This window comes from Flavobacterium sp. KACC 22758 (genome assembly GCF_028736135.1).
GTDB lineage: Bacteria > Bacteroidota > Bacteroidia > Flavobacteriales > Flavobacteriaceae > Flavobacterium > Flavobacterium johnsoniae.
In genome coordinates, this window is the sequence record NZ_CP117878.1 from 3,715,073 (window position 1) to 3,740,197 (window position 25,125).

Here is a 25,125-nt window from a genome sequence, read left to right on the forward strand (position 1 = left end):
ATAGTTGCAAATCGATCAATTTAGAATCATTTTAAATACAGAAATTACCTAATAATTTAATTATAAAGCAGATACTAGAAAACTCTGGCAAGATTAAATCCAAAAAATATATCTCCTTTTGTCCAGTCGCCAGTGGTTCTTCCCAGATACCCAGCTTCATCAATTGCTTGAGAGCTGGTAAAATGCATTTGAAAAACATGCCCGCCGGTTTCCAGATCAAAACCTATAGATAACGGATTTTTATAAAGAGAATTTGGTGCTCTGTTTAAATGCGCCGCATAATCCATATTTAAAGACCAGCGTTTAGCGAATTTATATCTACCTCCAAACCCCACGGCATATTGAGTATTGCTTTGGTCTACGTCTTCAACAAAATTTTGATGAAAGAATGACGGCACAATTTCTAAAGACAGCTTTTCAGAAAATTTTCTGGAAATCAGCAGCTGCGCAACATAAGTAAGCCTGTCTTTAAATTGAAGTTTCGGATACAGACTTTCTTTTAATGTGTTATTAATAGACAAACTATTAAATCCGGCGATAGTAACAGGGAAACCGTCTTTTATTTGAGGAAACAGCATATATTTTGTTGCAAAGTCATAAGCAAATTCACTTCGGGCTGCACTTACATTAAGTCCATTTGTTACACCGTAAATAAATTTAATCTGCGTATTGGCATTATCGAGTCCATAAAAACCTTCAAAACCATCTTTAATAGAGCCGAATCGGTGTGCAACAACAAAATACAAATCGCCTTTTGCGGCCAATTTTGTAGATTCGAGATTAACGATTTTTAAGGCTTTGAATGCAGATGTCACTTTTTCTTTTGCAGAAGGAGTTTCTACTCCAGACAATAAATCGGTTTGGGAGAAGGTTAACAGCGGAAATAAAAAAAATAATAGAATAAAGTTTTTCATGAGGTTAGTTTTAAATTGTTATTTGTATTAGTGTACAACTGAAGATTGGTCTATTTTAAATTCCTGGAGCAATTCGTCATATCCTAAAAAACGCCCTTTAATTTTTAGGGTTTTTCCAGATATAATATTTTGCGGCAAACGGTTTTTGAATGTCACAAATACTTTTTCGCTCATAACAATTCCATTACTGGCTTTATCAATACTTGTTACTCGTGCAGATAGTTCAATTGTTTTGTCCTGATATTTGATGTAAGCCAGACTGTCGTTTGAAGTAAACTCTCTTTCCAGTTCGTTAACGGTTACAACATAATCGGCAGTTTCTGATTCTATATTTCTATGCCCTTTGTAGAGGTAGAGGTACGCTGAAATTCCGATTATTATAAAAAGGAAAATTGTAATTAGTATTTTTTTTCTCATAACTGGTTTTTAGTATTTCAAATTATCTACGTTAAAAAATACCTATTGGATTTAAATCATTAAATATGCCTCTTGCCAAATCTGTATTATTCTTTTCAACGTATATAATTTTGAAATGCCTGATGATCCTTAAAAAAATCATGCATTTATTTATAACTAAAAACCAATCTTATGAATTTAAAAACCCTTCTGGCCATCTCATCATTAGCTTCAATTTTTGTAAGCTGTGCCAACGATGATCCAAGTACTTTAATTGACTCTACACCAATTAATGGTTTGGCAACATACAACCAAAATGTAAAATCTATTATTGATAATAACTGTGTTGTATGCCATGCGGCAGTTCCTAAAAATGGAGCGCCGATGTCTTTAGTTACTTATGAACAGGTTAAAAATGCAGTTTTAAATCGTGGACTGCTTACACGAATTTCTTTAGAAAATGGAGATAGTTCCTTAATGCCACAGGGTGGCCCAAGATTGCCTCAAGCGACTATTGACATTATAAATAAATGGAATCAGGATGGATTATTAGAAAAATAATCTATAACAAGAACATGAAGAAAATCATAATAATGCCAATGCTATTGGCTTCTTTTATTGTTTTTTCACAAGAAAAAATAGTAACCAAATCTGCAACAATAACTCTGGAAGCTTCAGTACCTTCTTTTCAGCCGGTTGCAGGAACTAACAGCAATGTAACTTTTGTTTTGAATCCCGCAACTGGAGAAGTAGCAAGTCTGGCTTTAATGAAAGGATTTGAATTTGAAATGGCATTAATGGAAGAACATTTTAATGAAAATTACATGGAAACCGATAAATATCCGAAAGCTATTTTTAGAGGGCAAATAGAAGGATTCGATATTAAAAGTCTTACAGAAGATTATAAAGATTACACCGTAAAAGGAAAATTAGAAGTGCATGGAAAATCCAAGGATATAAGTGCCGATGCAAAAATTACAAGATCGGGTTCCCGAGTCACCTTTATATCTGATTTTGAAGTAAATGCGAGTGATTTTAACATTCCAATTCCAGCGCTTATTAAATATAAACTGGATAATAAAGTCAAAATTCAAATTATTGCAGTTTTAAAATAAGACTGCATAAAACAGAATGATTTTATAAAAAAATAAAGGCAAAATAATGAAAAAAACAATACTTATTGCAATGCTGTGTGTTTGCGCCATTGGCGTATCACAAGAAAAAATGATCAGTAAATCGGCAAAAGTCATTTTTGAAGCTTCCGTTCCTTCTTTTGAAGAAGTTAAAGCAGTAAATCAGAATGTTACTTTTGTTTTGAATCCAGCAACAGGAGAGATTGCAAGTTTAGCCCTGATGAAAGGTTTCCAGTTTAAGGTTGCTTTAATGGAAGAACACTTTAATGAAAATTATATCGAAAGTGACCAATATCCAAAAGCCGTATTTAAAGGAAAAATACAAGGGTTTGATCTTCAAAGCCTAACAGTAAATCCCAAAGATTTTATCATTAAAGGCAAATTAGAACTTCACGGTAAATCCAGGGATATAAATACTGCTGCAAAGATAAGCAGATCACCATCAGGTGTCAGCATTTCATGTAATTTCAGCGTAAATGCCAGTGATTTTAATATTGAAATCCCAAATTTGGTTAAAAGCAAGCTTTCCAATAAAATAAATATCCAGGTTGCCGCAGTCTTAGAAACCAATAGACAATAACCTCCTGAACACTATCTTGAAAAGTCAGTAATTTTTATATAAAAAAAATGGAGGAAGAAATACAAATTGAGGACGGCCTTACCCTTATCCGTTTCCAGAACGACAGCTCAGAATCTTTTTCTGCACAGCACGAAATAGGTGCCGGGCTGATACAGTTTCATTTCGGACTAAAAGGCAATGCATTTTTTTTGTCCAGTCAGAACCATTGCACTTTAGAATTAAAAGAGGAAAAATCACTGATTTTGTGCAATCTGCAGCGTCAGTCATCGCTTAAGGTAGAACTTTCTCCAAATTCATGGGTGATTTCTATTATTGTTTCGATTAATAAATTTCACTCGTTATTTTCCATTCAAGCAGATTATATTTCTATTTTAAGCCCCGATAAGAAGAAAAAAAAGTATTATGCCGAAGGAACCATCTGTCCTTCTATGGCTATTGTTTTGAGCCAGCTGTTTCATTACAGCCTTCATCCTTCCCTAAAGAACCTTTATTATAAAGGAAAAGGATATGAATTATTGAGTTTGTATTTCAATAAAATGGAAGATCCAAACGCAGTGCAATGTCCATTTTTGATTGATGAAGATAACGTAATGAAAATCAAAAAAGCCAGAGAAATACTTATCGCTAATATGGCCGAACCGCCAGGACTGCAGCAGCTGGCAGATGAAATTGGACTGAATATGAAAAAATTAAAAATAGGCTTCAAACAAATTTATGGTGATACGGTTTATGGTTTTCTCTTTGATTACAAAATGGATTTTGCACTAAAACTATTGGACAGCGGTTCTTACAATGTAAATGAAGTCGGCCTGAAAATAGGATATAGCACCGGAAGCCACTTTATTGCGGGATTCAAGAAAAAATTTTCCACAACCCCAAAAAGATATCTGATGTCCATTAATACCAATCATAAAAACAGTATCGCTTTTATAGATTAGAGCATAAATAAAAATATATTAATTGATTTCTAAGAAGCGGCAAGCACTGAGTTTGAGGAAAAATTAGAACAAATCTTAAAACAAAAAAGATAATGAAAGGATTATTATTAGTAAATTTAGGATCTCCCGAAAGTCCCGCGCCAAAAGATGTCAAACCGTATTTAGATGAATTTTTAATGGATAAATACGTGATCGATGTTCCGTATTTATTAAGAGCTTTACTAGTTCGCGGCATTATTTTAAGAAAAAGACCAGAAGAATCTGCCCATGCTTACGCAAAAATCTGGTGGGAAGAAGGTTCACCATTAGTTGTGCTGTCAGAAAGAATGCAGAAAAAGGTTCAGCCTTTGGTAAATGTTCCTGTTTCCTTAGCAATGCGTTACGGAAGCATGACAATCGAAAAAGGACTTCAAGAATTGAGTGATAAAGGAGTTACAGATGTAATGCTTTTTCCTTTATATCCGCAATATGCAATGGCTTCGACTTTGACTATTTTAGTAAAAGCAGAAGAAATTCGCAAGAGGAAATTCCCACACATGAAATTTACAGATGTTCCGGCATTTTACAATAAACCAGATTATATCAAGAATTTAGCCGATTCAATTCAAAAACATTTAGTTGGTTTTGATTACGATCATTTGTTGTTTTCGTATCACGGAATTCCAGAACGTCACATTCGCAAAACCGATGTAACTAAATCGCATTGTAAAATTGATGGTTCTTGTTGTAATACGCCATCTCCGGCACATGAATTCTGCTACCGTCATCAATGTTACGAAACAACAAAACAAGTCATAAAATTATTAGGGCTTCCAGAAGATAAATACAGTTTGACATTTCAATCGCGTTTGGCGGGAGATAAATGGTTAGAACCGTATACCGATGTTGAAATTGATAACATGCCAGCAAAAGGAATCAAGAAATTAGCAGTTGTAACTCCAGCTTTCGTTTCGGATTGTTTAGAAACTTTGGAAGAAATCGCGATGCGTGCCAAAGAAGATTTTGAAGCAAATGGAGGAGAAGAGTTTTTGGCAATTCCATGTTTGAATGACGACGACCAATGGTGCCGGACAGTGAGTAAATGGATTAGGGACTGGTCTGAATAATCCTCAAAGGGCACTTCTATCAATCCATTAAATTAATCTGATGAGATTTGAAATATTTCTGATATCCTTTATACAACTGATTAATTCCTAAACCTATAAAAAATAAAGAGATCATATTACAAAATACAGACTGGAGCTGCTTTCAATTTTGCTACAAAAGATTAAAGCGATTTTTAAAGATATTTTACCATTCTAAGTTTTGTGGCAGAATTGTGGCACATAGCACTTTTGAAAACCAAATAGTCAACAAAACCAAAGATTAAGCTGTTTAGTTTCGAAACTTTTAGATTCAATAATAACTTGCCTTACTCACTTACAGATTTACGGAGCCTGCATAATCTAATAAATAAGAGTATATTTTTTATATAGTATGATTATATTCTTCTTTCAGATAGATACCTCATAAAAAAGAGCCAGTTACTTAATTGTAAGTATAGCTAGCTCTTCTTAAAGCAAATCACTGACATAGTATCAGCTAAGTAATAATTTTTAAATCTTCACTTTGTATTTTATCATCCACCACCGCTTCTTTTAGCAGTTGATATGGATTTTAATTTCTCTTGTGCCTCTTTAAGCTTCAAATAATTATCAATAGTAATTGGACCAGGATATAAGTTACTTTGTACTACATGAGGTGGATATTTTTCATAGGTTTTTGCAAATTCTCCAATAATGTTCTGAATAGTTGGCAAGAACCATGTTTTCTCTGTAAAGTTGTTCATGAATAAATCATAGCGCTCTTGCGGATCTGCCCATAAGTCAAATATTTGTGGTACAGTTGCTACATAACTCGCCGCCCCTTTCCAGCCTAAATTAGAATCTACCGCTAAACCTCCTGTCGCTTGTCCGTTATCACCACGTAAATTAAAGACTGCTTTGAATTTTCCAACTCTTATTGCTCCTGGCAATAATTCATCTTCTGTAAAATAAAACCACATTGTTCGTTTTGATTTACCCGTTCCAAATAAAACCGGAGACATGTCATAACTATCAAAAATTGTTGGTTTTCCTTCTCTGTCTACCGCCGGCAATTCCTGTCCAGACAAAGCGGCAAATGTTGCCATAAAATCAAGTGTTCCTAAAATGTCACTATTTTTACTATTTGCTTTAATTTTTCCAGGCCACCATGCCAAAGTTGGAATACGGCTACCTCCTTCGCGATCCGTTCCTTTTGTTCCTCTAAACGGAGTGTAGCCACAATCAGGATAAACATCCTGCCATGTACCATTATCAACTGTATAAATGATTAAAGTATTTTCGGCTATACCAAGATTTCGAACTTCATCCATAATATGGCCAATTCTTGCGTCAAGTTCAACAATACAATCGGCGTATTTATTTTTACCTGCAGATTTTCCAGCATAGTCTGGGTGAGGTAAATTAGGCTGGTGGTTTTTAGCAAAAGAAATTTCCATAAAAAAAGGCTTGTCTTTTTTCGCATTTTCTTTCAGCCATTTTAGAGATTCTTCTTCTGTATACTGATCCAAAAACGGAATCACTTTTCCATCTATTTTTCTAACTTCTCTATATGGTTTTCCAGCTTCTCCTTCTAAAGCACCTTTGGTTCCTTTAACCCATGTCGCTCTAATATCATCTGGCATGTCAGCATTCCAATCTGGATCTGTATATGTATAAGCATTTAAGTGATATAATGTTACATTTTTCATCACATCAAAACCTTGTGCAATTGGCATAGAATAATCTTCCTCGCCAAGATGCCATTTTCCGGCAAAAAAGGTATTATAATTTTTACGTTTTAATAAAGAAGCCAACGTCCATTCGGCTTTTGGCAAACCTCCGCCATCGCCAGGGAAAGCTACGGTTGTCATACCGCTACGGTTTGGAATTCTTCCTGTTATTAATGCTGCTCTTCCGGGCGTACAGCTTGGCTGTCCGTAAAAGGACCAAAACTGCATTCCTTCATTAGCCATGCGGTCAATATTAGGAGTTGCTGCTCCCCTTGCCTCCCCACCGCCATAAGGTCCTAAATCTCCCCATCCAGTATCATCTGATAATAAAATTATAATATTCGGGCTTTTCGCAGTTTGACCATTAATATAAACGCACGTAAATAGCGAAAGTACCAACATAAATAGTAAATGCTTTCTTCTTTTCATAATAGTAGATTTAAAGTTATACAACAGATTAAAAGATTTTCCTTGCATGGAATTATAAAATTGCTTTTGATTAATTTTATTCAAGCAGTCAACATTTAAAGCAACTATAAATTTAAATAAAGAGCCAATACCGATAAAAAGTAAATGGTTGCATTTTATAATTTGAAACAGTAAAGTGAAAATTGGAACCAATTTTATATTCTTGAAAAATCAAATTTGAAAAGCAAAAATTTTAAAAAATAGTCTATTGAGTAATCAAAATAGAGTGATTTTTATGGTTGCTTTCAATTTGTCCAATAAAACCTAAGATATTTTAAAGATATTTCACAAGGCAAAGTTTTACGGCAAAACCGCGGCACATCGACTTTTGGAGGTGCCTGTAAAAGTGCCGCAGAAAGCTAAGGCGGATTCTGTATAAGCTGTCTTAAAAAATCAAATAGATTTTTATACCAATCCCCAACAGGGCATCCGGACCAAATTCTTACAGCCAATCAAAAACAGACACTAAATATAGCATGACAATCTCTTTAAATCGTCCAAAAATTTTACAGAAATTTGTCCTGTTACTCTCGGCGCCTTTTTTATTACAACCTTCTGTTTTTTTATTAATCTAAAGCCCCGCCGCATGCTATGTTTACTGCATCACTTTAATACGGGATTGGCTGTTGATTAGAAGTGCAAAAAGCGGGTTTGAATTGCAGTTTTCTAAGACAAAAAGCACGTCTGAGGATCCTCGGCACCGATAGCAGTAAAATCTTTTGCTGCGGGGTTCACCGCAAAGATTGCAGCGCACAGCCGGAAGAGCTCCTAAGAAATAAACATTGTCAATCACAGTATATTTTATGATGCTGATAGCAATTTTATATTATCTTAGACAGGCCGCGTGCAATCAATTGATCACTGGCATATTTTTTCTTCGGACCTTTTAAAAAACCAATTCCCAGAAAAAGAAATTACAGCCCTGCAGGTCAAAAGAAAAAACAATCTTTCCCTTCTATTTCAGCCTGAAAATCAGCCGCTGGATAATCATAAGCCAGATTGCAGTCAGCATCATAGTTGAAGTAATTACAGCCAAAGTTATTTGATACATATAATTTTCTACTAATTTTAAAGAAGCTGCCATGGTCATTAAAATAAAACTGAATTCCCCTATCTGCGATAAGAGTGCCCCTGCATATAAACTGTCCCGCCAGGAGTTCTTAGTCAGTTTAAAAAGAATGGTATTAATCAGGCTGTTTATAAAGAGTACTGAAAATGAAATCAATATAATTGTACCTGTATTTTGAATAAAAAAATTAATATCTAACTGCAGTCCTACAGCTAAGAAAAAGAAAGCCATAAAAAATACCCTAAAAGGAATAAGGGAACTGCCCAGCCAGCGGGTTGCCTTATCATGCCCGATTAATATTCCTGAAGCAAAAGCACCAAAGGCAGTAGACAAGCCAAACCATCCGCTGATCCAGGCCATTGTGAAACAGATACTAAAGCCGATAAAAACCTGCAGTTCATGGTCAGCAGTAATCTCTTTGCGCATCGGAATTTTAAAAAGTTTTTTAGTCAGAGCCCCTTTCAAAAAAAGAATCATTAATACGCCTCCTGCGCATACTTTTATCAATTGAACTGCTGATACAGCGGTACCTGACATAAAATTCAAAGCCAGCATCATAGGTATAACCAATATATCCTGCATTAATAATACACCGCAGGTAATCATGCCGAGCTGACTTTTAATTTGGCCTGTTCTGGCTAGATACTGAAATACAATGGCCGAACTGCTGATGCTGATTGTAAAAGCAGTCAGTACAATTATTGTCATTTCCCATCCTGCATATGATCCAACAAAATACATGCAGATAAAACTAAGCACAATCTGAACAACTGAAATCAACAGCGGCTTGTAAAAATTACGCGTGAGATATTGAAGGTCAATCTCGCTTCCTATAGAAAACATCATAATAATGATCCCTATCTCACCAAGCTCTGATATCACATCAGGTTTGTGGATAATATTAAATACCTGAGGACCTAAAAGCACACCGGCCGCTATGTAGGCGATAAAGTAAGGCTGCTTTAACCGCCGAAGCAATAAAATCAACAATAAGACAATAAGGGAAAGCACAGCAATCCCCGAGAATAATTGTGAGAGCATATTTTAAATTATTATCAAGAAAGCTGCCTTTATGGGGCAGCTTTCAATAAAAAATTCATAAAAGTTTTTAAGAAATCTCTATCATCCTTGGTGACTTTTGTCTAGCCTGTTCCAGTTTTGGAATAGACAGCAGTAAAATTCCATTTTCGTATCGGGCACGAATTCTATCTTCGTCCACGACATTTTTGGGAAGCACAAAACTTCTCTGGAAAGACTGGTAGCTGAACTCTCTGCGGGTGTAATTTTCTTGCTCTTTATTTACGTTTTCATGTTTAAAGGAAGAAATAAGCAAGTGTCCATTATCAAGGGTAACCTTGAAGTCATCCCTGCTCATGCCGGGAGCGGCAACCTCCACTTCATAATTCTCATCAGTTTCCTTAATATTCACTGAAGGCAGTGTGGTGCTTGTGGTTGAAAAATTGTTGTTTTCCCAATTGAAAAGATCGCGGCCAAAAACATCATCAAAAAACAAGCGTTGGAAAGCCGGCACATGGCTTCCGTTTCTTTTAATAAGATTCATAACAGTAATTTTTAAAATTGTTATACAATAAATTTTTGAACTTGCACATAGGTGCGCAAAAGGAAAAAAACAAATAATATGCCAGGGGTTAATTCTGACATTTTTTCATTATTCACTATGAAAAAATGTCATTTTTAATCTACTACGAATTCTTTATTTAGCACTGCTTAATTCAATACTGAGCGAATCTGCTGTCCTTGCTTTTTACAATCTGAATCTAATACTTTCAGAAAAAAATGTCACTTCACCTGTAATAATGTCGTGTGATCCTGCAGCAATTCCAGTTTCTCCGTTTTCAATCATTTCTTTCAATATCGGACTGCGCTGCATTATCGATGATACGGTACGTTTAATATTAATGAGACATTCCTTTGGAAGTATCCGGTACATCAGCCGTGGATGATTCCAGGTTATTGAATTTGAAGCCGTATTTCCTGAATGCACTTTTTTTTATAGATTTTAAAAAGTATCCTTAACAGGTCCTCTTTTCCATTATGCTTTCTGTACCTGAATCTATAAATAATTTCAGCATCGCTGCCTGGTGTTTTTCCATCCGCTGCGAAAACAACCCAAAAGTGTTAAGGATATTTTCTCCCCGCTGCCTGAAGTCTGCTCCTTTTTAATTATGGAAAGAGAATATGGTTAATATTAGAAAGAGCTGTCCTAGAGCTCTGATTTGAAAGTAATCAGAATGGCTTTCCACGTCTTGATATCCAAATAGTCGAACTGTATAATTTCATCTGCCATGGGGACAGCCAGCACCAGTCTGCTGTTGTCCTCTTCCAAATCAAAATAATCCGGTGATACTCCCTGCTGCACGGAATCCACGATGGCTTTAAACTCCTGTTCCAATGCTTTGAAATCTTTTTTTGCAGAATTGATGATCACAGCGTAGTATATCACGTTGTCCTCCTTGTTGACTCTGGCAGCATATGCTCCTTGCGGAAAAGGAACACCTGACTGCAAGGGGGTCTGATAGTACAGCAGATCACCGCTTTTTAAGGGCTTCACCGAAAAGAGCTTGACAGCCTGAGGATTGTTTTTCAAAAATGCAGCCGTGCCGGCATTCATGCGGAATTTATATTTCTCTTCCAAAACCTTGACAAACTCAAGACTTTCAGCCATTCCTGTCTTCTCCTGCTCGGACCTTTTTATTTCTGTTTCTTTATTAGCCTGTTCCATCCTGCTTATCTGCGCCCTGCCGGCCGTGCTTTTTATTTTCTCGGCGATATCCAAAATCTCTTGGTACTGCTTTTTCTGGTGGGGCAGCGATGCATAATTATTAAAGTAAAAATTAATCTGCTGTTTTAATTCCTGGATCCGGTCGGTCTGATCCTCAATGCGGGACGCCGCGATTGAATTTAGGGCCAGAATCCGCAGATGAACGATCGCGGCGTTGGTATCACCGAGATTTTTTTCGGTCTGCTCCAACTGCAGCAGAGCTAAAACATATTCCTTGTTATGATAGGACTTCCGGGCCTGCTCAAAGGTCAGTCTGGCCAGTTTGTCCTGTCCAGAAGCAGCAAATCCGCAAATAAAAAACACAAAGAGAAAAATGCGGCAGAGCGGTATATCAGTCCTCATAAAAAAATTATTTGGAGAGATTTTCATCTGTTGAGCCTATTGTGATATGTCCCATATAAACATCCCTGTCCATCACCGAATGCGTTTTGTTCAGCATAAAGGTTTTGTTGTTTTTCTTCCAGATGTAAGTGGTCGAAGCCAGACTGTATTCCTTGATGTATTCAGTCTTCTCCTCCGGGGCAAACATAAATTTTTTGGTAAAATACTTAAGATACTTTTCACATTCCGCGTCTGTTCTTTCCACAGAGCCTCCGTAGACGCCGTTGGTATTGTCCAAAAAGGCAGAATAACCGTCCACCTTATTGTTTTTAAAAGTGAACGTCGGGGTATAATAGCTGAATTTACGCTGCATCAGAACTTCCTTGTATTTTTTGAGGTTTTTATGTTTCTTGAGCATTTCTTCAACGGTAAGCCCTAAGGTATACTCCGGAAAATAATTATAGTCCATAAAAACGTTCTCGTTTTCCTTAAGCTTCTCCGCCTGCTCCTGTTTTTTTGTCTCCAGTACCTGGAACTGCTTTTGAAACTCTTCCTTGGAGACGGCAAAGTCAGAGAGGTAGCTTTCTGCCTTGTACACTTCCTTGAAATTCAACGCACTGGCCGTTTTTTCATAATCCTTGAGGTATTTTCCGGCAAGGTTTTTAGTAGCCTGTATCAGTTCAAAATTGGATCCGGGATCCATTTTTACCATTTGTGTCTGCGCCATTACCTGAAGATGCATGATTTTTTCACTGCTTGTCTTTAAAATTGTTTTAGCCTCCTTTAACTTTGACAGAACTAGCTTGTAATCATGTACTGCATAAGCCTCCTGCGCATCTTCAAATTTCGCATTGGCAAGATTGTTTTGACAGTATGCAAAACCAGACTGGATCAAAAATACTAGAATAATAAAATGTTTTTTCATGATGATAGCGTATAATATTACTGCTTAATAGCTGCTGTTTCTGCTCTGGTGCTCCACTCTTTGGCCAGTTCCTTGTCTTTCTTAACCCCGCGTCCTTTTTTATACATCATCGCCAGCTGCTTCATGGAAGGACCGTCACCCTGAGCCGCCGCCCTGCTGAAGCACTCGGCCGCTTTGGTATAATCGATGCTGTTTCCGTAACCGTCAAACTCATAATACAGAAAGCCCAGATGTCTTAGCGCCGCAATATCATCAGCTTCCTCCACCGCACGTTCATAATATCCCCTTGCAGTGCCGTAATTTATTGCAACACCAGTGCCGTCACGATACATATTGCCCAGCAGCACCAGCGCGTCCCTGCTCCCCTGATCGGCCGCTCTAAGTAGGTACTGCACCCCTATTGCCGGATCGGCCGCGGTTCCGATTCCCTGAATATAAAACAGCCCACGGCTTTCAAGGCATTTGGCATTTCCGATCTGGGATCCCTTTCTGAACCAGTCCATTGCTGTAAGGTCGTTTTTTTCCACTCCTACTCCTCCAAAATATGCCGCCCCCAGATAATACATCGATTGGGAATAGCCCTGCTCAGCAGATTTTACAAACCACTCAATGGATTTTTCAAAGTTTTTCTTCACCCCGAAACCCATCTGACAGCAGTATCCCACAGCGCACATTGATTCCCCATCTCCTAATAAAGCCGCCTTATAAGTCCACTCATAAGCCTTGGTGAAATCCTGTGACACCCCGGCACCGGTAAAATACAGAAAGGCCATAGTGCCTATCGCATCCACATTACCCGCAGCTGCTTTTTTCTCTACAGCAGGCAGATAAGCTGCATACAGTTCAGAGGCCTTTTCCTTGTTTTTAGGTGTCCCTTTTCCTGAAAAATACAGATACGCCATCCCAAGGCTGCCTTCCGGGGCATTTTGCGCTGCTGCTTTTTTGTAAAATTCCATTGCGGTTTTAGGGTCCACCTTGGTTCCCTTGCCATATTCATGCATAAAACCCATTTTACAGGCCGCCATGGCGCTGCCTTTTTTTTCCAGATTTTGATACAGGGCCAGTGCCTGTTTGAAATTTCCCAGATCCAGATACACTTTAGCGATCTTAAGCCCAGCTTCCACATTTCCCTTACCAGCTTCTTTCAGATCTGTACTTTTGACTGGTATATTTTTGAACTGTTCTCCTATCTCAAAGACCTCTTTGTATTTGTCGTCGCTGCTGCCGTAATTTTTCAGATAGGTGTTTATTTCTGTTTTGATAACCGAGATCTCTTCTAGTGAAGGATTGTCCTTTGCTTGAAGCTGCTTATTGCGCGCGGCTATTTTGAGATAAAGTATTTTTGGGGTGGTTTTCTTCTGGAGTTTTTCGGCTTCCTCCAATTTTTGTATTGCCTTTTTGTAATCCTGTACCGTATAAGCCTGTTCGGCATCCTCAAATTTTAACTGTGCCACTGAATTCTGGCTGTACATCACTTGACAAAGTACCGTTGTCAACAGGATGAAGTAAAGTTTTTTCATAATTTTCATTTTCTATTAATTCATCAATTACCTCTCTAATATCATTTTATATCGGGCTCTTCAAAAAAGTCCGTTTCCTTTCCTTTGGCACTGCCGTTTTTCTTCACCGCTCTTGTATTCCATGAATCCTGCTCCAGATCATTCTCCGCACCGGGTCTTCCTTTGTATTCAAATACCGAGATCTTGAACTCCAAAGCCTCCAGCGATTTTCTGAAATTTAAATAAGCGGCCTCCGCTTCATTTTTACTGGTAAAGTATCCGGTCAGCACAACCTGTTTGGTTTTTAAAATTTCTTGGATATCATTTTTGATATTGATCGTGTAGGGCCATGTACCATCTGTATAACGGGCAACGGCAAATACATTGGTAAGATTGATCAGGGGACTGCCGCTCTTAAGGGAGGCTTCATCAGCACTGCTTGCATAATAATACAGCAGCTGTTTTTCCACTTGATCCGAGGATAAGGGCACCGCACCCTGCTTGAGCTCATTTATTATTTTCTGCTGCCGGGCCGTTTTTTCTTTCCGTTGCTGTTCGGCTATACGTTCTCGCTCAAATTGTTCTTCTCGCTGCTGCTGCTCGTATTCCTTTTTTCTTCTGCGTTCCTCGGCCAACTCTCCCAGCAGTGATAAGGCTCCGCCGACAGCCTGAATGGTCATTTCTGTTTTGGCTTCCCTGATGGCCTGTCTGGATTTGAACTCTTCTTCTCTGGCTTTGTTTTGGGCTGCCTGAAGTTCTTGTGCAGCAACGGCCTGCGATTCCATCTCCGCTTTTTTTGCCGTATTGTTGCGCGAAGCATTTTGTATGGCATCATAACTCTGCGGGGTGGTTTCCTTGACAGTCCCGTCTGCTCTCTGGATATAGTTCTTTCCGTTCTGCTGAAAAGCCTTCATCTCCTCGCCGTTTACCCGTACGGTCCCTGACATGTTTTGGATATCATTGCTGGCATCCCTCATTACGGTTTCCCCGCTGTTTGTTTTGATCAGCGCACTCTTGACAGTACGGCCGGGTTCTGAGGACACTGTGCTGTTCTGCCCTGCAGTACTGCCCGAAAACTGTTGCTTTCTGCTGTCCTGAAGGGACTGCTGTTCCTTGAGTTTTTGTTCCGCCGCCCTTTTGTCGGCTTCAATTCTGGCAAGCCGGTTTTTTTCATCCTCCTGCTTTTTTTTGAGTTCCGATGCTTTTGCCTGGGTGAGATTCACCTTGCTGAGAATCTGCCAGGTGTGGCCTCTGTAGAGCGTATAAGTATTACCTTCCGCAATCAGGCAGGATTTCTGTTTTTCTTTATCCGAAGTGATCATGTAGTTTCCCTCATACTTCTGCTCACCGAAGGGCGGCAGGTATACTTTGCCGTTTACACCAAGTCTTCGGGGTTTGACATCATAACAATTCAATGTCAGGTCAAACTCAATTTCGAGCATGTATTCATCGGCAGTATTGTTGGTCACAAAAATGTAGTAGGACTCCTCATCTGCAACTCCAGACCAGTATTTTTCAATGGAAAAGGTAAATCTTGCATCGAGCTGGTGTGTGCCGACGATTTTCCGAAGCGGATTCCGCTGGGTGTAACCCAGGACAAAGAATGCCAAAAAAAACAAACAGAAGGCTTTTTTTCTCATTTATGATTTTCTGATTGATTGCTGCCAAAACCCAGCGGAATCCAAATTTTGAATTCCCGCCGCTGATTCCGGTCCATTAGAAGAAATCCCTTATTAGGTTCCGTTCACCTCCCAGTCTCCCTAAAGACAGCCTGAGTGTCCTTGAATTTGTAAAGACCAGAGCTTGTAAGCAAAACTAAAGCAACCAGAAGGCAAAAAAAATACTCCAAAAGGAGTATTTTAAAGTTGGGCACCATTAAATGATTCCCTGAAGTATGCATTTCTGGATGAGTTCCGCCGTATTTTTAGACTCTGATTTTACAAGTATGTTGGTGCGGTGCTTTTTCACGGTAAGAGGGCTGATGAAAAGTCTTTCTCCAACGGCTGCATTACCCAGTCCGACTGCCAGAAGCCTGATGATGTCTATTTCTCTCTTGGAAAACTTCCTTAAAGGTGTCTTTTCCTGCTCCTCCAGGCTTAGATTCATAAAGGAAGGCTCCCCGTGGAGTCCGATCAGCGATATCTTATAGGTATTGAAATTACTGATATGGTCGATACGGGTATGGATATTGAGTGATTTGCCGTAACCGCCGTTCTCGTCCATGGTCAGCATCAGGGCTTGGTGATTGAAAAGCACATATTCACCGTCCTTTGCCCTGGCGCGGTAGCAGTAACTGATCTTGTAGGTCAGCAGTTTTTCCCTCTCCACCTTTTCAGAAAAAAATTTGGTCAGAAACAATTCAGCCCTGGTCACAAATTCTAGATCCGAGGGGTGTATTCCGTCAAGGATGTCATTAAGGGTGACGCTCTCAGGCAGATACCCTTGTATATCGGCTATAGAGGGGCTGATATGGGAGAGCGACATATCGTAAAAATCAATGATATAAAAATAGAAAGGCCCCGTACTGATGATGGAATTGTTCAGATTCTCAAAAGAGAGCTGCGGCGCATCCCCTGTCTGAACCGTTCTGTTATGCAGCCATACATCATGAAGATTCTGGATCTGGGAAATCATAAAACACTACTGTTAATAATTTGTTAAAGCAAATTAAGCAAAAAAATGGTTAACTTATTTGTTTTCTGCCTTTTTAAATCAAAAATAATCATTGAACCCACCCTTTATAATAGATTATGTATCTTTTGCATCTTACTGCAATGTTCATTCCGGCATTTCTTAGAATTATTTGCACCAGCCCAATTGCCATCTTCAAAAAACAGGTTTCATTTTATAATGTGCATCAACATTTTAAAATTCCGACTATCAATTTATTGTATTTTAAACCTATAATTTATTGGAGTTGATACCTTATTTTGCCACAAAAAGCTAAGGCGGTTTTTTAGAAATATTTCATAAGTCCAAGTTTTGTGGCAGAATCGTGGCACATGGTGTTTTTGAAAACAAGAAATCCATAAAATTAAAGTCTAACAGGTTTAGGTTCAAAACTTTTAGATAACACTGGTAAGAGCACTTAGGAGTCCCCGCGAGATATATTCTTTTCAGAAACAAAAAATAAATTTTTAACCGGACCCAATAAAGCTTTGGCCCAGTGCAGAAAGAAGACCTTCTTTAGTACCAGTACAAAGCCATTAAAAGAATTGGGCTTCTGGACATAGAGGTCCGCCCCCTTATCAAAGGTATCTTCAATATCTGCAGGATGATCCCAGGTGGACAGCATAACGGCAGGAATGTCCCGAAGCTCTTTATCTCCCTTTATTTCTTCCAGCGCCTGCTTTCCTCCTTTAACGGGCATATTGACATCGATAAAAATAATATCGGGATCGCTCTGGGATTCATCCCTGAGGGTATCGAGGAGCTCCTGCCCGTTTTCAACGGTCGTTACCTCAGAAGCAATCTGCGCTTCATCCAGGGCATCGATAAACAATTCCTGGTCGTCTTTATCATCCTCGGCCAGCAGAATTTTTACCGGCTCTTTTTCTTTTGGGCTTTCAGCATCCGGATTCTCAGCACTTATCATATCAAGCGGTTTTGTAATGTCCAAATGTACTAAAAATGTCCAAATGAAATTATATGCTGCAAAAGATGCTCCCAGGATCTCATTTTACAAACCCTTTTAAACTGCAGAATATTAAAAATAAGACTATACCAGTACAATTCCCTGCCGTAATACAGTCCGGTGCCAGCCCATGTTGTCCGCTGTATCCTTAAATTAGTTTTTTAAGCATTCCATCAAATATAAAACCATGGAATGGCAAGACAGAATACCAATATATTTTGCCCATAAGTCCGCGCGGCTTAAAAGTAGCAGCCTGATATAAGGTATTGTTGATTATTTTAAATTCCAGCCAGGCTTCACCCGGAAGTTTCATTTCGGCATATAAAATCAATTTACCTTCCTTTTTATTGGCGTATACAACCCTCCAGAAATCGAGTGCATCTCCTGCATGTATTTCCTTTTTATGTGTTCTTCCCCTTCTGGTCCCCACACCGCCAAAAATCTTATCGATGAACCCACGCAAATCCCAAAGCCAGTCGGCATAATACCATCCTGTTTCTCCGCCTATTGACCAAATTCTTGCAATTGTATATTCCCTGTTTATAATTGTTCTTTTTCTTCTGTCTATATAACAGCCTTTTTTAGGAACCTTTAAATATTGAGAAACATTTCCTTTGAATTGCCCGCTTACTTGTGAATCTTTCCAGCTTGAAATAATATCATCATCACTAATCTTTTTCAAAGCCCTTTCTAATGCCTGTCTGTAAGAGATAGGTGTAACTGCCAGTAAACTATTAATCCTGTTATCGCTGCAGACGACTTCCACTTTCATACTGCTGACCAACGCCGAGGCCAGCTTAAAAGAAGTTGACGTCACAAAATACAGCCAGTAAGACGATAATTTTGGAGTCATCACCGGTACTGTATAAATATATCTTTGGAGTTTTTTTGCTTTGGCAAACTCCAGCAGCATTTCTTTGTAGGTCAATATATCAGGTCCCCCGATATCAAAACTTTCATTATACGTTAATGGATTTAACAGTGATCGGATTAAAAATTCTAAAACATCGCTGATCGCAATCGGCTGGCATTTCGTATTGAGCCATTTTGGGGTAATCATAATGGGGAGTTTATCCACCAGATCGCGTATTATTTCAAAAGAAGCACTTCCTGATCCTACTATAATTCCCGCTCTGAGTACAGTTGATGGAACTGCTGCGGTTTTTAAAATTTCTTCTACAGCCTTTCTTGAGGATAAATGTTTGGATAATGATTGGTCATTTACAATTCCGCTCAGGTAAATAATTTGTTTTGCATTTGTCTGGTTTATTTTTTCAATGAAATAATTTGCAGAAATACTTTCCAGTTCATCATAATTAGAAGCTCCTGACATCGAGTGGATCAGGTAATAAGCGGCATCTATATCATTGGGAATATTCTTCAGACTTTCCGGATCCAGAAAATCAACTTCGATAACCTTTATTTTATTTTTAAACTGTTCAGGAAAACAAAACCTGTTTTTATCCCTGACACAGCAGATTACTTCATTTCCATGATCAAGTAACAAGGGCAAAAGCCTCTTGCCGATATAACCTGTAGCGCCTGTTAAAAGAATTTTCATTTTTGAGCTGTTTTACAATTTAAAGCTTACCAAACCATAATCCATTGAGAGAACCTGACCTGAAATTGATGCTGCATCTTCAGAGATAAGATATCCTGCCATACGGGCAACCTCATGGGGTTTGAGGTAATTTTTCAAAGGGTGTCGTTCGATCATATTTTCTTTCATCCGGTCGTTTCTTAAAATAGATCCGGACAAAGAAGTTTCTGTAATAGTCGGCGCAATACCATTGATTCGGATTAACGGGGCAAGTTCAGCGCCGAGTGATTTAACGAGTCCCTCAACGGCAGCTTTCGCTGTTGCTACACTGGCATGAAAAGGCATTCCTAATTTTGCCGCAACAGTACTGAATAAAACAATCGAAGGATTTTTTCCTTTCTTTAATGCAGGCAGATAATGCTGAATCACTTTGACGGCGCCCACCACATTAATTTCAAAATCATTTCTGAAATCATCAAGACTTAAGCTCAAAATGGGTTTCAGGTTTATGGACCCCGGACAATACACCAGGGCATCAATACTTTCAAATTCAGGCAAAGGATCCCGGAGCACATCAACTGAAAAATGAATTAAGTTTGGATGGGTAATATCGGGAGCTACCCTGCTGATATTAATAACCTTATAATTTTCCAGCTGCTGCACTAAAACACCATTACCGATTCCTTTACTGCCACCAACAATTACAATAGTTTTCATTTTTTAAAGATTAGAATTAAATAACCGTTCTGATTGTTTCTGCTATGATTTTCAAGAAAATAAGATATTATTTATTAATTATCAAAAAAGCTAAAGGGGTATTCCATATAAGATGATATCTTAATGTTAAAGGTAATAATTGTTTAACTATTTTAAATAAATATTAAACAAAATAAAAATTATTTTATCTAAATTAGCTATGCTCTGCTTAATTCGCTATTGGGAATCCCTCAAAAAATACAATTATGAAAAAATTAAAACGGCAATTTCCCGATCGTGACCTGGACCGAATCATTGAAATGGCATGGGAAGACAGAACCCCTTTTGAGGCCATTGCATATCAGTTTGAGCTTCAGGAAGCTGATGTAAAAATTTTAATGAAGAAGGAACTCAAACCCGGCAGCTATATACTTTGGCGTAAAAGAGTAGAAAACTGTCAAACAAAACATAAGCGGAAACGCAGTGACGCAATTAAACGCTTTAAGTGCAGTGAGCAGCGGGTCATTTCCAATAACAAAAAATCGAAGCAGAAACAATAGAAACAATCAGCTGTATTATTGGAATTATGATACAAAATGCAGAATTCATGTAACCATAAACATTTAAAAGCCAATAGCTTCGCCATTAAAACTATACCAATCAAATCTAACGCTATGTACCGTAATCCAGGGCTTCTACAAAATATAATTGATGCTATCCCTCTTCCCGTCGGAGTGTATGTGGGAGATAATTTAGAAATTGCACTGGCCAATGATGCCATGATCAAAACATGGGGCAAAGGAAATGATGTACTTGGAAAAACCTATCTCAGTGTCGTTCCAGAAATTGAAAACCAGCAGATTCTCGATGAGGCGCTTGGCGTTCTTAAAACCGGAACTGCCTTTCATGCTGTAGGAAAAAAAGTAGATTTGGTCATGCAGGGGATTATGACCGAACATTACTTTAATTATAGTTTTATTCCGCTCTTTGACGAGCATGGAAAAGTCTATGGCGTGCTTAATACCGGCGCCGACATCACAGATCTGCACAAAGCAAAAGAAGAAACCCTGAAATCGAATGAAAAATTAACCATAGCCATAGAAAGCTCCGGGATAGGAAGTTATGAAATAGACCTTGAAACCAAAAAAATCAAGACTTCAGCAAATTTCAATACGATCTGTTCCATTGGAAGCGAAACAACCAATGACGATTTAATTGCAAAACTTCATCCAGAGGACCTCCCGGCGCGCGAAAAAGCACACCAGCAGGCTGAGGCAACCGGAAAAATATGCTATGAGGCGCGGATTTTAAATGATGACGGCTCCTACCGCTGGGCTAAAATCAATGGAAAGATTATCAAGGACAAGGACGGGTCTGCAAAGACCATCATCGGGATTGTTCAGGATATACACGAGCATAAGGAATTTCAGGAGGAACTAAAAAAGCAGGTCGCAAGCCGTACAAATGAGCTCACGCGTTCTAATAGCGATCTGATGCATTTTGCCAGTGTAGTGAGCCACGATCTTCGCGAACCGTTACGAAAAATTAAATTTTTCAATACTCTTTTACGAAATGATATTGAAGACAATGTTAATGACAAATCTAAAAAATACCTTCATAAAGTAAGCCAGTCTGCCCAGAGAATGGAAAACATTATAGAAGGAATTTTGAACTATTCGACCCTGGATAAAACTTTACAGCATATCGAAACCATAGATCTCAATGAGGTGATTGAAGATATAAAAATAGATCTAGAACTGATTATAAAGGAAAAAGGTGCTATTTTAGTTACTTCTGATCTTCCCGAGATTCAGGGAGCGCCGATTTTAATTAACCAGCTTTTCTATAACCTCCTGCAAAATGCCTTAAAATTTTCCAAAGCGGACCAGCCTCCAAGAGTTATAATAACAAGCAGTATCATCAATAGTAACGGCCATGATTTTGTACAGATAAAAATAAAGGATAATGGTATTGGAATTGATGCAGAATTTGCAGAAAAGATTTTTACGGCATTTGAAAGACTTCATTCCAAAGATGAGTATGAGGGAAACGGCCTTGGACTTGCCCTGTGCAGAAAGATTGCCGAAAGGCATAATGGTAAAATAACTGCAGCCGGGGAAAAGGACAACGGCGCTGAATTTACGGTTACCCTACCCTTAAGGCAAACAGAGGATACAATTTAAGAAACTTTCTTTGTATTTATTTTTCATTGTGTATTATTGCTAACTTCAGATGGAGTTTATAATGGTGATGGTCCAATATTGGTTAAGATTTGTTTCTACAAATTATGTAAAATAAATTTATTTAGCTTTACAGCTAATCACCTAACACCATTTTCATATATCAAAATATTAGGATCTTATAAGATACAACTGGCAGCATAGATCTGAGATGATCTTCTGCATTTTAAAGAAGCCCTAAGCCATAGCTTGAGGAAACCGGTAAACAGATCTTGAGCTCATCATAAAAGCAGAAAGGAGAAAACTAAAGCTCATCAGCAAATCTAAATGAGCAGTAGATCCTTAGCTCTTTATAAATTACAATTTTGCCTATGACATCAAAATCTAATTTATAATCAACAGTAAATTGGTAATTTTTATACGTTAATACAATGTCCATAGCATTATAGATAATAAAGTCTAAATTTAAGACTGGTTCTTTAGACAAGATGAGATATAAAGGCAAAGAGTTTTTTGGTAATTACTTATTAATTCGTATGCCAATATTTTCTGTATGACTTCTTTCCACAAATTGATTACTTGGAAAATTTATTGGTCTTTCAATTATATAGGATTGCTATTGATGTAGTTCTACCTTATCAAATGGAATTGCCTGAATAGTTAATTACGCTTCTGGAAGCTCAAAAAATGCTTAATGATGAAGGAATGAATGTGACATTTGAAGAAGCAACAGATATTTTGAAATTTCTTGCTAAAATAGCAGATGTAGCAGTACGAAAATTTTTAAATGAAAAAGAAGAAAATTTATAACCAATTTAGATTTTGTAGCAATCTATTTTAATATTTAAAATCTTGATATTAGTAATATTCGTGAGGATCGGTCGAAATTTTATTAGCATAAAAAGTTCGTCAAGTTATTGCTTTAAGTTTTGTGGCAGAATCGTGGCACATTTGGATTTTAAAAAGTTAAAACTTCAGCAAAATAAGGCTCTAAAAAGCTTAGGTTCGACACTGTATTAGCATCCTACTGTCTTATATATTTCTTGTTGTTCAACCGATGCCAGAAATTGAGTTATTTCATAGCTTGTTTTTTTGAAACTATAATTATAAGGAAAAAAAGAATTAAATTTATAGTTTATGAAAAAGACAAGAAACAAGCACACCGGAATTTAAGATTCTCATATCCTCCTTGAGCATCATCCACCTTCAGACGAAACCCGCCAGTTCCCTCTTTTTTTCCTGATTAAAAAAGCTTTTTTTACCTTACGTACTATAGGACAAATTTACCCTAATGCTGCTTCGATTCCTAACAGTTTATGATTTTAAATTACATATTTTTTATATCCATCACACTGGCACTTCAAAACAGCATACAGTATCAGCTGCGGATCCGCACCCCGGTTAATTCTTTTTTGCCTCTCGCTGAAAGTCCCAGTTCCCGCATATAATTTCTAACCGTTTTACTAGATATCTTATGCCCGGCATGCCTTAGTTCCACAGCAATTCTTTCGCTCCCGTAACGTCTTTCAAATGCAAAGAAGAGTCTGGTTATTTCCTGATGCATCAAGATCTTTCTGCGCTTTGTTTCATTAAGCGGATTTTTTTTCCATTTATGATACCAGTACCTGCTGGCTCCTAAAACTTCGGTCATTAACCGGATGGAGTAGCGCTTTTCATTCTGCAGGATGAAATCATAAAGCACGTCTTTCTTCTTCGAAATGCAGCTGCCGGCATTTTTCAAGATTTCAAACTTCAGTTCTGCTTTTTTAATCTCTAGTTCCAGACTGGCAGCATAAAGATCTGCAGCACTTATTTTATTGTCCTGCTTCATATTCTAATCCCTGTTTCTAAGTAATAATCGTTATTAAACTGCTCTATCGTTTTATTATTCAGAGAGGTGTGAATTCTCTTTGTATTATACCAGTTTTCAATAAATTCATATATTTCCTGTCGCATCTTTCTGCGGGTAAATAAGCTATTTCTCGGATCTATTAACTCTCTTTTCAGCGAACTGAAAAAGCTTTCCGATACAGCATTGTCACAGCTGCATCCTTTACGGCTCATGCTTTTTATAAACTTATAGGAAGACAGCTCCTTAGAAAAGGCTCTGTTGGCGTACTGAACACCCCTGTCAGAATGAAAGATGAGCCCCTCAGCTGCAGTCCGGTTTGTCGCCGCCATTTTGAGAGCCGGCAGAGTAGTATTTTTACCGGCGAGACTTGAGCCTAGGTTCCAGCCTATTATTTTACGGTCATACAGATCAATAATGATGGTGAGATATAAAAAACCTTTTGTAGTCTGAAGATAGGTAATATCAGATGCCCATACCTGGGAGTGGGAATGCACCTGAAAGTTTCTGTCCAGGATATTTGGAGCTGTGTAATAAGTATGTTTAGAAGCCGTAGTAGGCTTAAATTTTCTTTTTTTTATGCGGCGCAGGCCTAACTCCCGCATGTAGAAAGAAACCCTTTCCTGACATATAACATAACCAAGCTTATGAAGTTCCTTTGTAATTTTATTGCGTCCGTAATGTTTTTTAAAATAAAAAAAAATTGATTTAAGATCTTCTTTAAAAAGAGCTGTCTGCTGCTGTTTTAAAGAAATGCCGTTTTTCTTCCACCTGTGGTATCTGCCGTAACCCACCTCCAAAATGCTGCACATTTTTAGTATGGAATAACTGCGCTCATTTTCTCTTATGAACTCATAAATCATTAAATTTCCCTGATAAAGATATGGTGATGCTTTTTTTAAAATTTCATATTTCAGGGCCGCTTCATTTAATTTCTTTTTTAAATTAAAAACTTTATGATCATCGGGATGATACCTGTCATATCCTATACCTGGAAAACTTCCCTGTCCGAATTTTTGATATTCTTTTCTCCATCTGCACAGCATGCTGGATCTTATTCCAAGTTCATCTGCTGCTGCTTGCAACGTATTTTTTTCATCGATTAAACCAACAGCTCTCTCTTTAAAAATGCGGTCATATCTTTTATATATTTTTGCCATAACTTAAAAATTTTTATCAGATTTCCGGTCAGTTGAAAACTAAGTTACTAAAATACATCATACTTTATCTTGAGCTGCTTTTAATTTTGCCGCAAGAAGCTAAGAGTTTTTTTTATTTGAATTTATTTAGACATTTTATACAATTTAAAAAAAAGGACAAAACAATCAATTTTATAAAAAATTACTTATATTTACAGCATAAAGAATTACAGCAGCAAAACAGCAG

General features: G+C 37.8%; 24 protein-coding genes. 8 read left to right on the forward strand and 16 right to left on the reverse strand.

Annotation, left to right across the window (positions count from 1 at the left end; all coding sequences use genetic code 11):
- Nucleotides 1–74: 74 nt before the first annotated feature.
- A complete protein-coding gene (locus PQ462_RS15675) occupies nt 75–914 on the reverse strand; it encodes a DUF5777 family beta-barrel protein (protein WP_142452371.1) in 840 nt (279 codons plus the stop codon).
- Nucleotides 915–941: 27 nt separating this feature from the next.
- Nucleotides 942–1,331, reverse strand: a complete 390-nt coding sequence (locus PQ462_RS15680; protein ID WP_223704575.1) for an OB-fold protein — start codon at nt 1,329–1,331, stop codon at nt 942–944.
- 171 nt (nt 1,332–1,502) lie between these two features.
- Here PQ462_RS15680 and PQ462_RS15685 point away from each other — a divergent pair, with 171 nt between their 5' ends.
- The 5 genes from PQ462_RS15685 to hemH all read left to right on the forward strand — a co-directional run bounded on the left by PQ462_RS15685 (nt 1,503) and on the right by hemH (nt 5,067).
- Nucleotides 1,503–1,871, forward strand: a complete 369-nt coding sequence (locus PQ462_RS15685; protein ID WP_184160480.1) for a hypothetical protein — start codon at nt 1,503–1,505, stop codon at nt 1,869–1,871.
- Between the two features lie 14 nt (nt 1,872–1,885).
- Complete coding sequence (locus tag PQ462_RS15690; protein ID WP_184160478.1) at nt 1,886–2,425, forward strand: YceI family protein; 540 nt, start codon at nt 1,886–1,888, stop codon at nt 2,423–2,425.
- Nucleotides 2,426–2,471: 46 nt separating this feature from the next.
- Nucleotides 2,472–3,023, forward strand: a complete 552-nt coding sequence (locus PQ462_RS15695) for a YceI family protein (RefSeq protein WP_219071217.1) — start codon at nt 2,472–2,474, stop codon at nt 3,021–3,023.
- A gap of 47 nt (nt 3,024–3,070) precedes the next feature.
- Nucleotides 3,071–3,961: an AraC family transcriptional regulator gene (locus PQ462_RS15700; protein ID WP_274250693.1), complete on the forward strand. Its 891-nt coding sequence runs from the start codon at nt 3,071–3,073 to the stop codon at nt 3,959–3,961.
- 92 nt (nt 3,962–4,053) lie between these two features.
- On the forward strand, nt 4,054–5,067 hold the full coding sequence (gene hemH, locus PQ462_RS15705; protein ID WP_223704573.1) for a ferrochelatase: 1,014 nt from the start codon (nt 4,054–4,056) through the stop codon (nt 5,065–5,067).
- A 512-nt stretch (nt 5,068–5,579) separates the two neighbouring features.
- Here hemH and PQ462_RS15710 read toward each other — a convergent pair.
- From PQ462_RS15710 to PQ462_RS15765, 12 genes are all read right to left on the reverse strand, one after another.
- Nucleotides 5,580–7,184: an arylsulfatase gene (locus tag PQ462_RS15710; protein ID WP_274250694.1), complete on the reverse strand. Its 1,605-nt coding sequence runs from the start codon at nt 7,182–7,184 to the stop codon at nt 5,580–5,582.
- 994 nt (nt 7,185–8,178) lie between these two features.
- A complete protein-coding gene (locus tag PQ462_RS15715) occupies nt 8,179–9,333 on the reverse strand; it encodes a cation:proton antiporter (RefSeq protein WP_274250695.1) in 1,155 nt (384 codons plus the stop codon).
- A 67-nt stretch (nt 9,334–9,400) separates the two neighbouring features.
- A complete protein-coding gene (locus tag PQ462_RS15720; protein WP_274250696.1) occupies nt 9,401–9,853 on the reverse strand; it encodes an Hsp20/alpha crystallin family protein in 453 nt (150 codons plus the stop codon).
- Nucleotides 9,854–10,057: 204 nt separating this feature from the next.
- On the reverse strand, nt 10,058–10,297 hold the full coding sequence (locus PQ462_RS15725) for a hypothetical protein (protein ID WP_274250697.1): 240 nt from the start codon (nt 10,295–10,297) through the stop codon (nt 10,058–10,060).
- Between the two features lie 219 nt (nt 10,298–10,516).
- The gene (locus PQ462_RS15730; protein WP_274250698.1) at nt 10,517–11,437 is read right to left on the reverse strand and encodes a hypothetical protein; all 921 of its coding nucleotides are present in this window, start codon (nt 11,435–11,437) and stop codon (nt 10,517–10,519) included.
- A 7-nt stretch (nt 11,438–11,444) separates the two neighbouring features.
- Complete coding sequence (locus PQ462_RS15735) at nt 11,445–12,341, reverse strand: hypothetical protein (RefSeq protein ID WP_274250699.1); 897 nt, start codon at nt 12,339–12,341, stop codon at nt 11,445–11,447.
- Nucleotides 12,342–12,358: 17 nt separating this feature from the next.
- Nucleotides 12,359–13,861, reverse strand: coding sequence for an SEL1-like repeat protein (locus PQ462_RS15740; RefSeq protein ID WP_274250700.1), 1,503 nt, complete (start codon nt 13,859–13,861; stop codon nt 12,359–12,361).
- A gap of 41 nt (nt 13,862–13,902) precedes the next feature.
- Nucleotides 13,903–15,480 (reverse strand): hypothetical protein, encoded by a 1,578-nt coding sequence (locus PQ462_RS15745; protein WP_274250701.1) that lies wholly within the window; start codon nt 15,478–15,480, stop codon nt 13,903–13,905.
- Between the two features lie 235 nt (nt 15,481–15,715).
- The gene (locus PQ462_RS15750; protein WP_274250702.1) at nt 15,716–16,474 is read right to left on the reverse strand and encodes a LuxR C-terminal-related transcriptional regulator; all 759 of its coding nucleotides are present in this window, start codon (nt 16,472–16,474) and stop codon (nt 15,716–15,718) included.
- Between the two features lie 454 nt (nt 16,475–16,928).
- Nucleotides 16,929–17,435, reverse strand: a complete 507-nt coding sequence (locus tag PQ462_RS15755; RefSeq protein WP_184160470.1) for a response regulator — start codon at nt 17,433–17,435, stop codon at nt 16,929–16,931.
- A 187-nt stretch (nt 17,436–17,622) separates the two neighbouring features.
- Nucleotides 17,623–19,035: an SDR family oxidoreductase gene (locus PQ462_RS15760; RefSeq protein ID WP_184160468.1), complete on the reverse strand. Its 1,413-nt coding sequence runs from the start codon at nt 19,033–19,035 to the stop codon at nt 17,623–17,625.
- Nucleotides 19,036–19,047: 12 nt separating this feature from the next.
- Nucleotides 19,048–19,731, reverse strand: a complete 684-nt coding sequence (locus PQ462_RS15765) for an SDR family NAD(P)-dependent oxidoreductase (RefSeq protein WP_274250703.1) — start codon at nt 19,729–19,731, stop codon at nt 19,048–19,050.
- 245 nt (nt 19,732–19,976) lie between these two features.
- On the opposite strand from PQ462_RS15765, the gene PQ462_RS15770 reads away from it, so the two are divergent.
- The 3 genes from PQ462_RS15770 to PQ462_RS15780 all read left to right on the forward strand — a co-directional run bounded on the left by PQ462_RS15770 (nt 19,977) and on the right by PQ462_RS15780 (nt 22,700).
- On the forward strand, nt 19,977–20,270 hold the full coding sequence (locus tag PQ462_RS15770) for a TIGR03643 family protein (RefSeq protein ID WP_219071213.1): 294 nt from the start codon (nt 19,977–19,979) through the stop codon (nt 20,268–20,270).
- Between the two features lie 114 nt (nt 20,271–20,384).
- A complete protein-coding gene (locus tag PQ462_RS15775) occupies nt 20,385–21,893 on the forward strand; it encodes a sensor histidine kinase (protein ID WP_184161238.1) in 1,509 nt (502 codons plus the stop codon).
- Nucleotides 21,894–22,577: 684 nt separating this feature from the next.
- Nucleotides 22,578–22,700, forward strand: coding sequence for a hypothetical protein (locus PQ462_RS15780; protein ID WP_262902428.1), 123 nt, complete (start codon nt 22,578–22,580; stop codon nt 22,698–22,700).
- A gap of 568 nt (nt 22,701–23,268) precedes the next feature.
- Here the strand turns inward: PQ462_RS15780 and PQ462_RS15785 are convergent.
- Nucleotides 23,269–23,721, reverse strand: a complete 453-nt coding sequence (locus PQ462_RS15785; RefSeq protein WP_223704571.1) for an IS3 family transposase — start codon at nt 23,719–23,721, stop codon at nt 23,269–23,271.
- A complete protein-coding gene (locus PQ462_RS15790) occupies nt 23,718–24,899 on the reverse strand; it encodes an IS3 family transposase (RefSeq protein ID WP_274250704.1) in 1,182 nt (393 codons plus the stop codon). The genes PQ462_RS15785 and PQ462_RS15790 overlap by 4 nt, the downstream gene beginning before the upstream one ends.
- Nucleotides 24,900–25,125: the final 226 nt, after the last annotated feature.

Excerpts from the sequence above, each read along its gene's own strand:
- PQ462_RS15675 (WP_142452371.1), bottom strand. The coding sequence starts at position 914 with ATGAAAAACTTTATTCTATTATTTTTTTTATTTCCGCTGTTAACCTTC.
- PQ462_RS15680 (WP_223704575.1), bottom strand. The coding sequence starts at position 1,331 with ATGAGAAAAAAAATACTAATTACAATTTTCCTTTTTATAATAATCGGA.
- PQ462_RS15685 (WP_184160480.1), top strand. The coding sequence starts at position 1,503 with ATGAATTTAAAAACCCTTCTGGCCATCTCATCATTAGCTTCAATTTTT.
- PQ462_RS15690 (WP_184160478.1), top strand. The coding sequence starts at position 1,886 with ATGAAGAAAATCATAATAATGCCAATGCTATTGGCTTCTTTTATTGTT.
- PQ462_RS15695 (WP_219071217.1), top strand. The coding sequence starts at position 2,472 with ATGAAAAAAACAATACTTATTGCAATGCTGTGTGTTTGCGCCATTGGC.
- PQ462_RS15700 (WP_274250693.1), top strand. The coding sequence starts at position 3,071 with ATGGAGGAAGAAATACAAATTGAGGACGGCCTTACCCTTATCCGTTTC.
- hemH (WP_223704573.1), top strand. The coding sequence starts at position 4,054 with ATGAAAGGATTATTATTAGTAAATTTAGGATCTCCCGAAAGTCCCGCG.
- PQ462_RS15710 (WP_274250694.1), bottom strand. The coding sequence starts at position 7,184 with ATGAAAAGAAGAAAGCATTTACTATTTATGTTGGTACTTTCGCTATTT.
- PQ462_RS15715 (WP_274250695.1), bottom strand. The coding sequence starts at position 9,333 with ATGCTCTCACAATTATTCTCGGGGATTGCTGTGCTTTCCCTTATTGTC.
- PQ462_RS15720 (WP_274250696.1), bottom strand. The coding sequence starts at position 9,853 with ATGAATCTTATTAAAAGAAACGGAAGCCATGTGCCGGCTTTCCAACGC.
- PQ462_RS15730 (WP_274250698.1), bottom strand. The coding sequence starts at position 11,437 with ATGAGGACTGATATACCGCTCTGCCGCATTTTTCTCTTTGTGTTTTTT.
- PQ462_RS15735 (WP_274250699.1), bottom strand. The coding sequence starts at position 12,341 with ATGAAAAAACATTTTATTATTCTAGTATTTTTGATCCAGTCTGGTTTT.
- PQ462_RS15740 (WP_274250700.1), bottom strand. The coding sequence starts at position 13,861 with ATGAAAAAACTTTACTTCATCCTGTTGACAACGGTACTTTGTCAAGTG.
- PQ462_RS15745 (WP_274250701.1), bottom strand. The coding sequence starts at position 15,480 with ATGAGAAAAAAAGCCTTCTGTTTGTTTTTTTTGGCATTCTTTGTCCTG.
- PQ462_RS15750 (WP_274250702.1), bottom strand. The coding sequence starts at position 16,474 with ATGATTTCCCAGATCCAGAATCTTCATGATGTATGGCTGCATAACAGA.
- PQ462_RS15755 (WP_184160470.1), bottom strand. The coding sequence starts at position 17,435 with ATGATAAGTGCTGAGAATCCGGATGCTGAAAGCCCAAAAGAAAAAGAG.
- PQ462_RS15760 (WP_184160468.1), bottom strand. The coding sequence starts at position 19,035 with ATGAAAATTCTTTTAACAGGCGCTACAGGTTATATCGGCAAGAGGCTT.
- PQ462_RS15765 (WP_274250703.1), bottom strand. The coding sequence starts at position 19,731 with ATGAAAACTATTGTAATTGTTGGTGGCAGTAAAGGAATCGGTAATGGT.
- PQ462_RS15770 (WP_219071213.1), top strand. The coding sequence starts at position 19,977 with ATGAAAAAATTAAAACGGCAATTTCCCGATCGTGACCTGGACCGAATC.
- PQ462_RS15775 (WP_184161238.1), top strand. The coding sequence starts at position 20,385 with ATGTACCGTAATCCAGGGCTTCTACAAAATATAATTGATGCTATCCCT.
- PQ462_RS15780 (WP_262902428.1), top strand. The coding sequence starts at position 22,578 with ATGCTTAATGATGAAGGAATGAATGTGACATTTGAAGAAGCAACAGAT.
- PQ462_RS15785 (WP_223704571.1), bottom strand. The coding sequence starts at position 23,721 with ATGAAGCAGGACAATAAAATAAGTGCTGCAGATCTTTATGCTGCCAGT.
- PQ462_RS15790 (WP_274250704.1), bottom strand. The coding sequence starts at position 24,899 with ATGGCAAAAATATATAAAAGATATGACCGCATTTTTAAAGAGAGAGCT.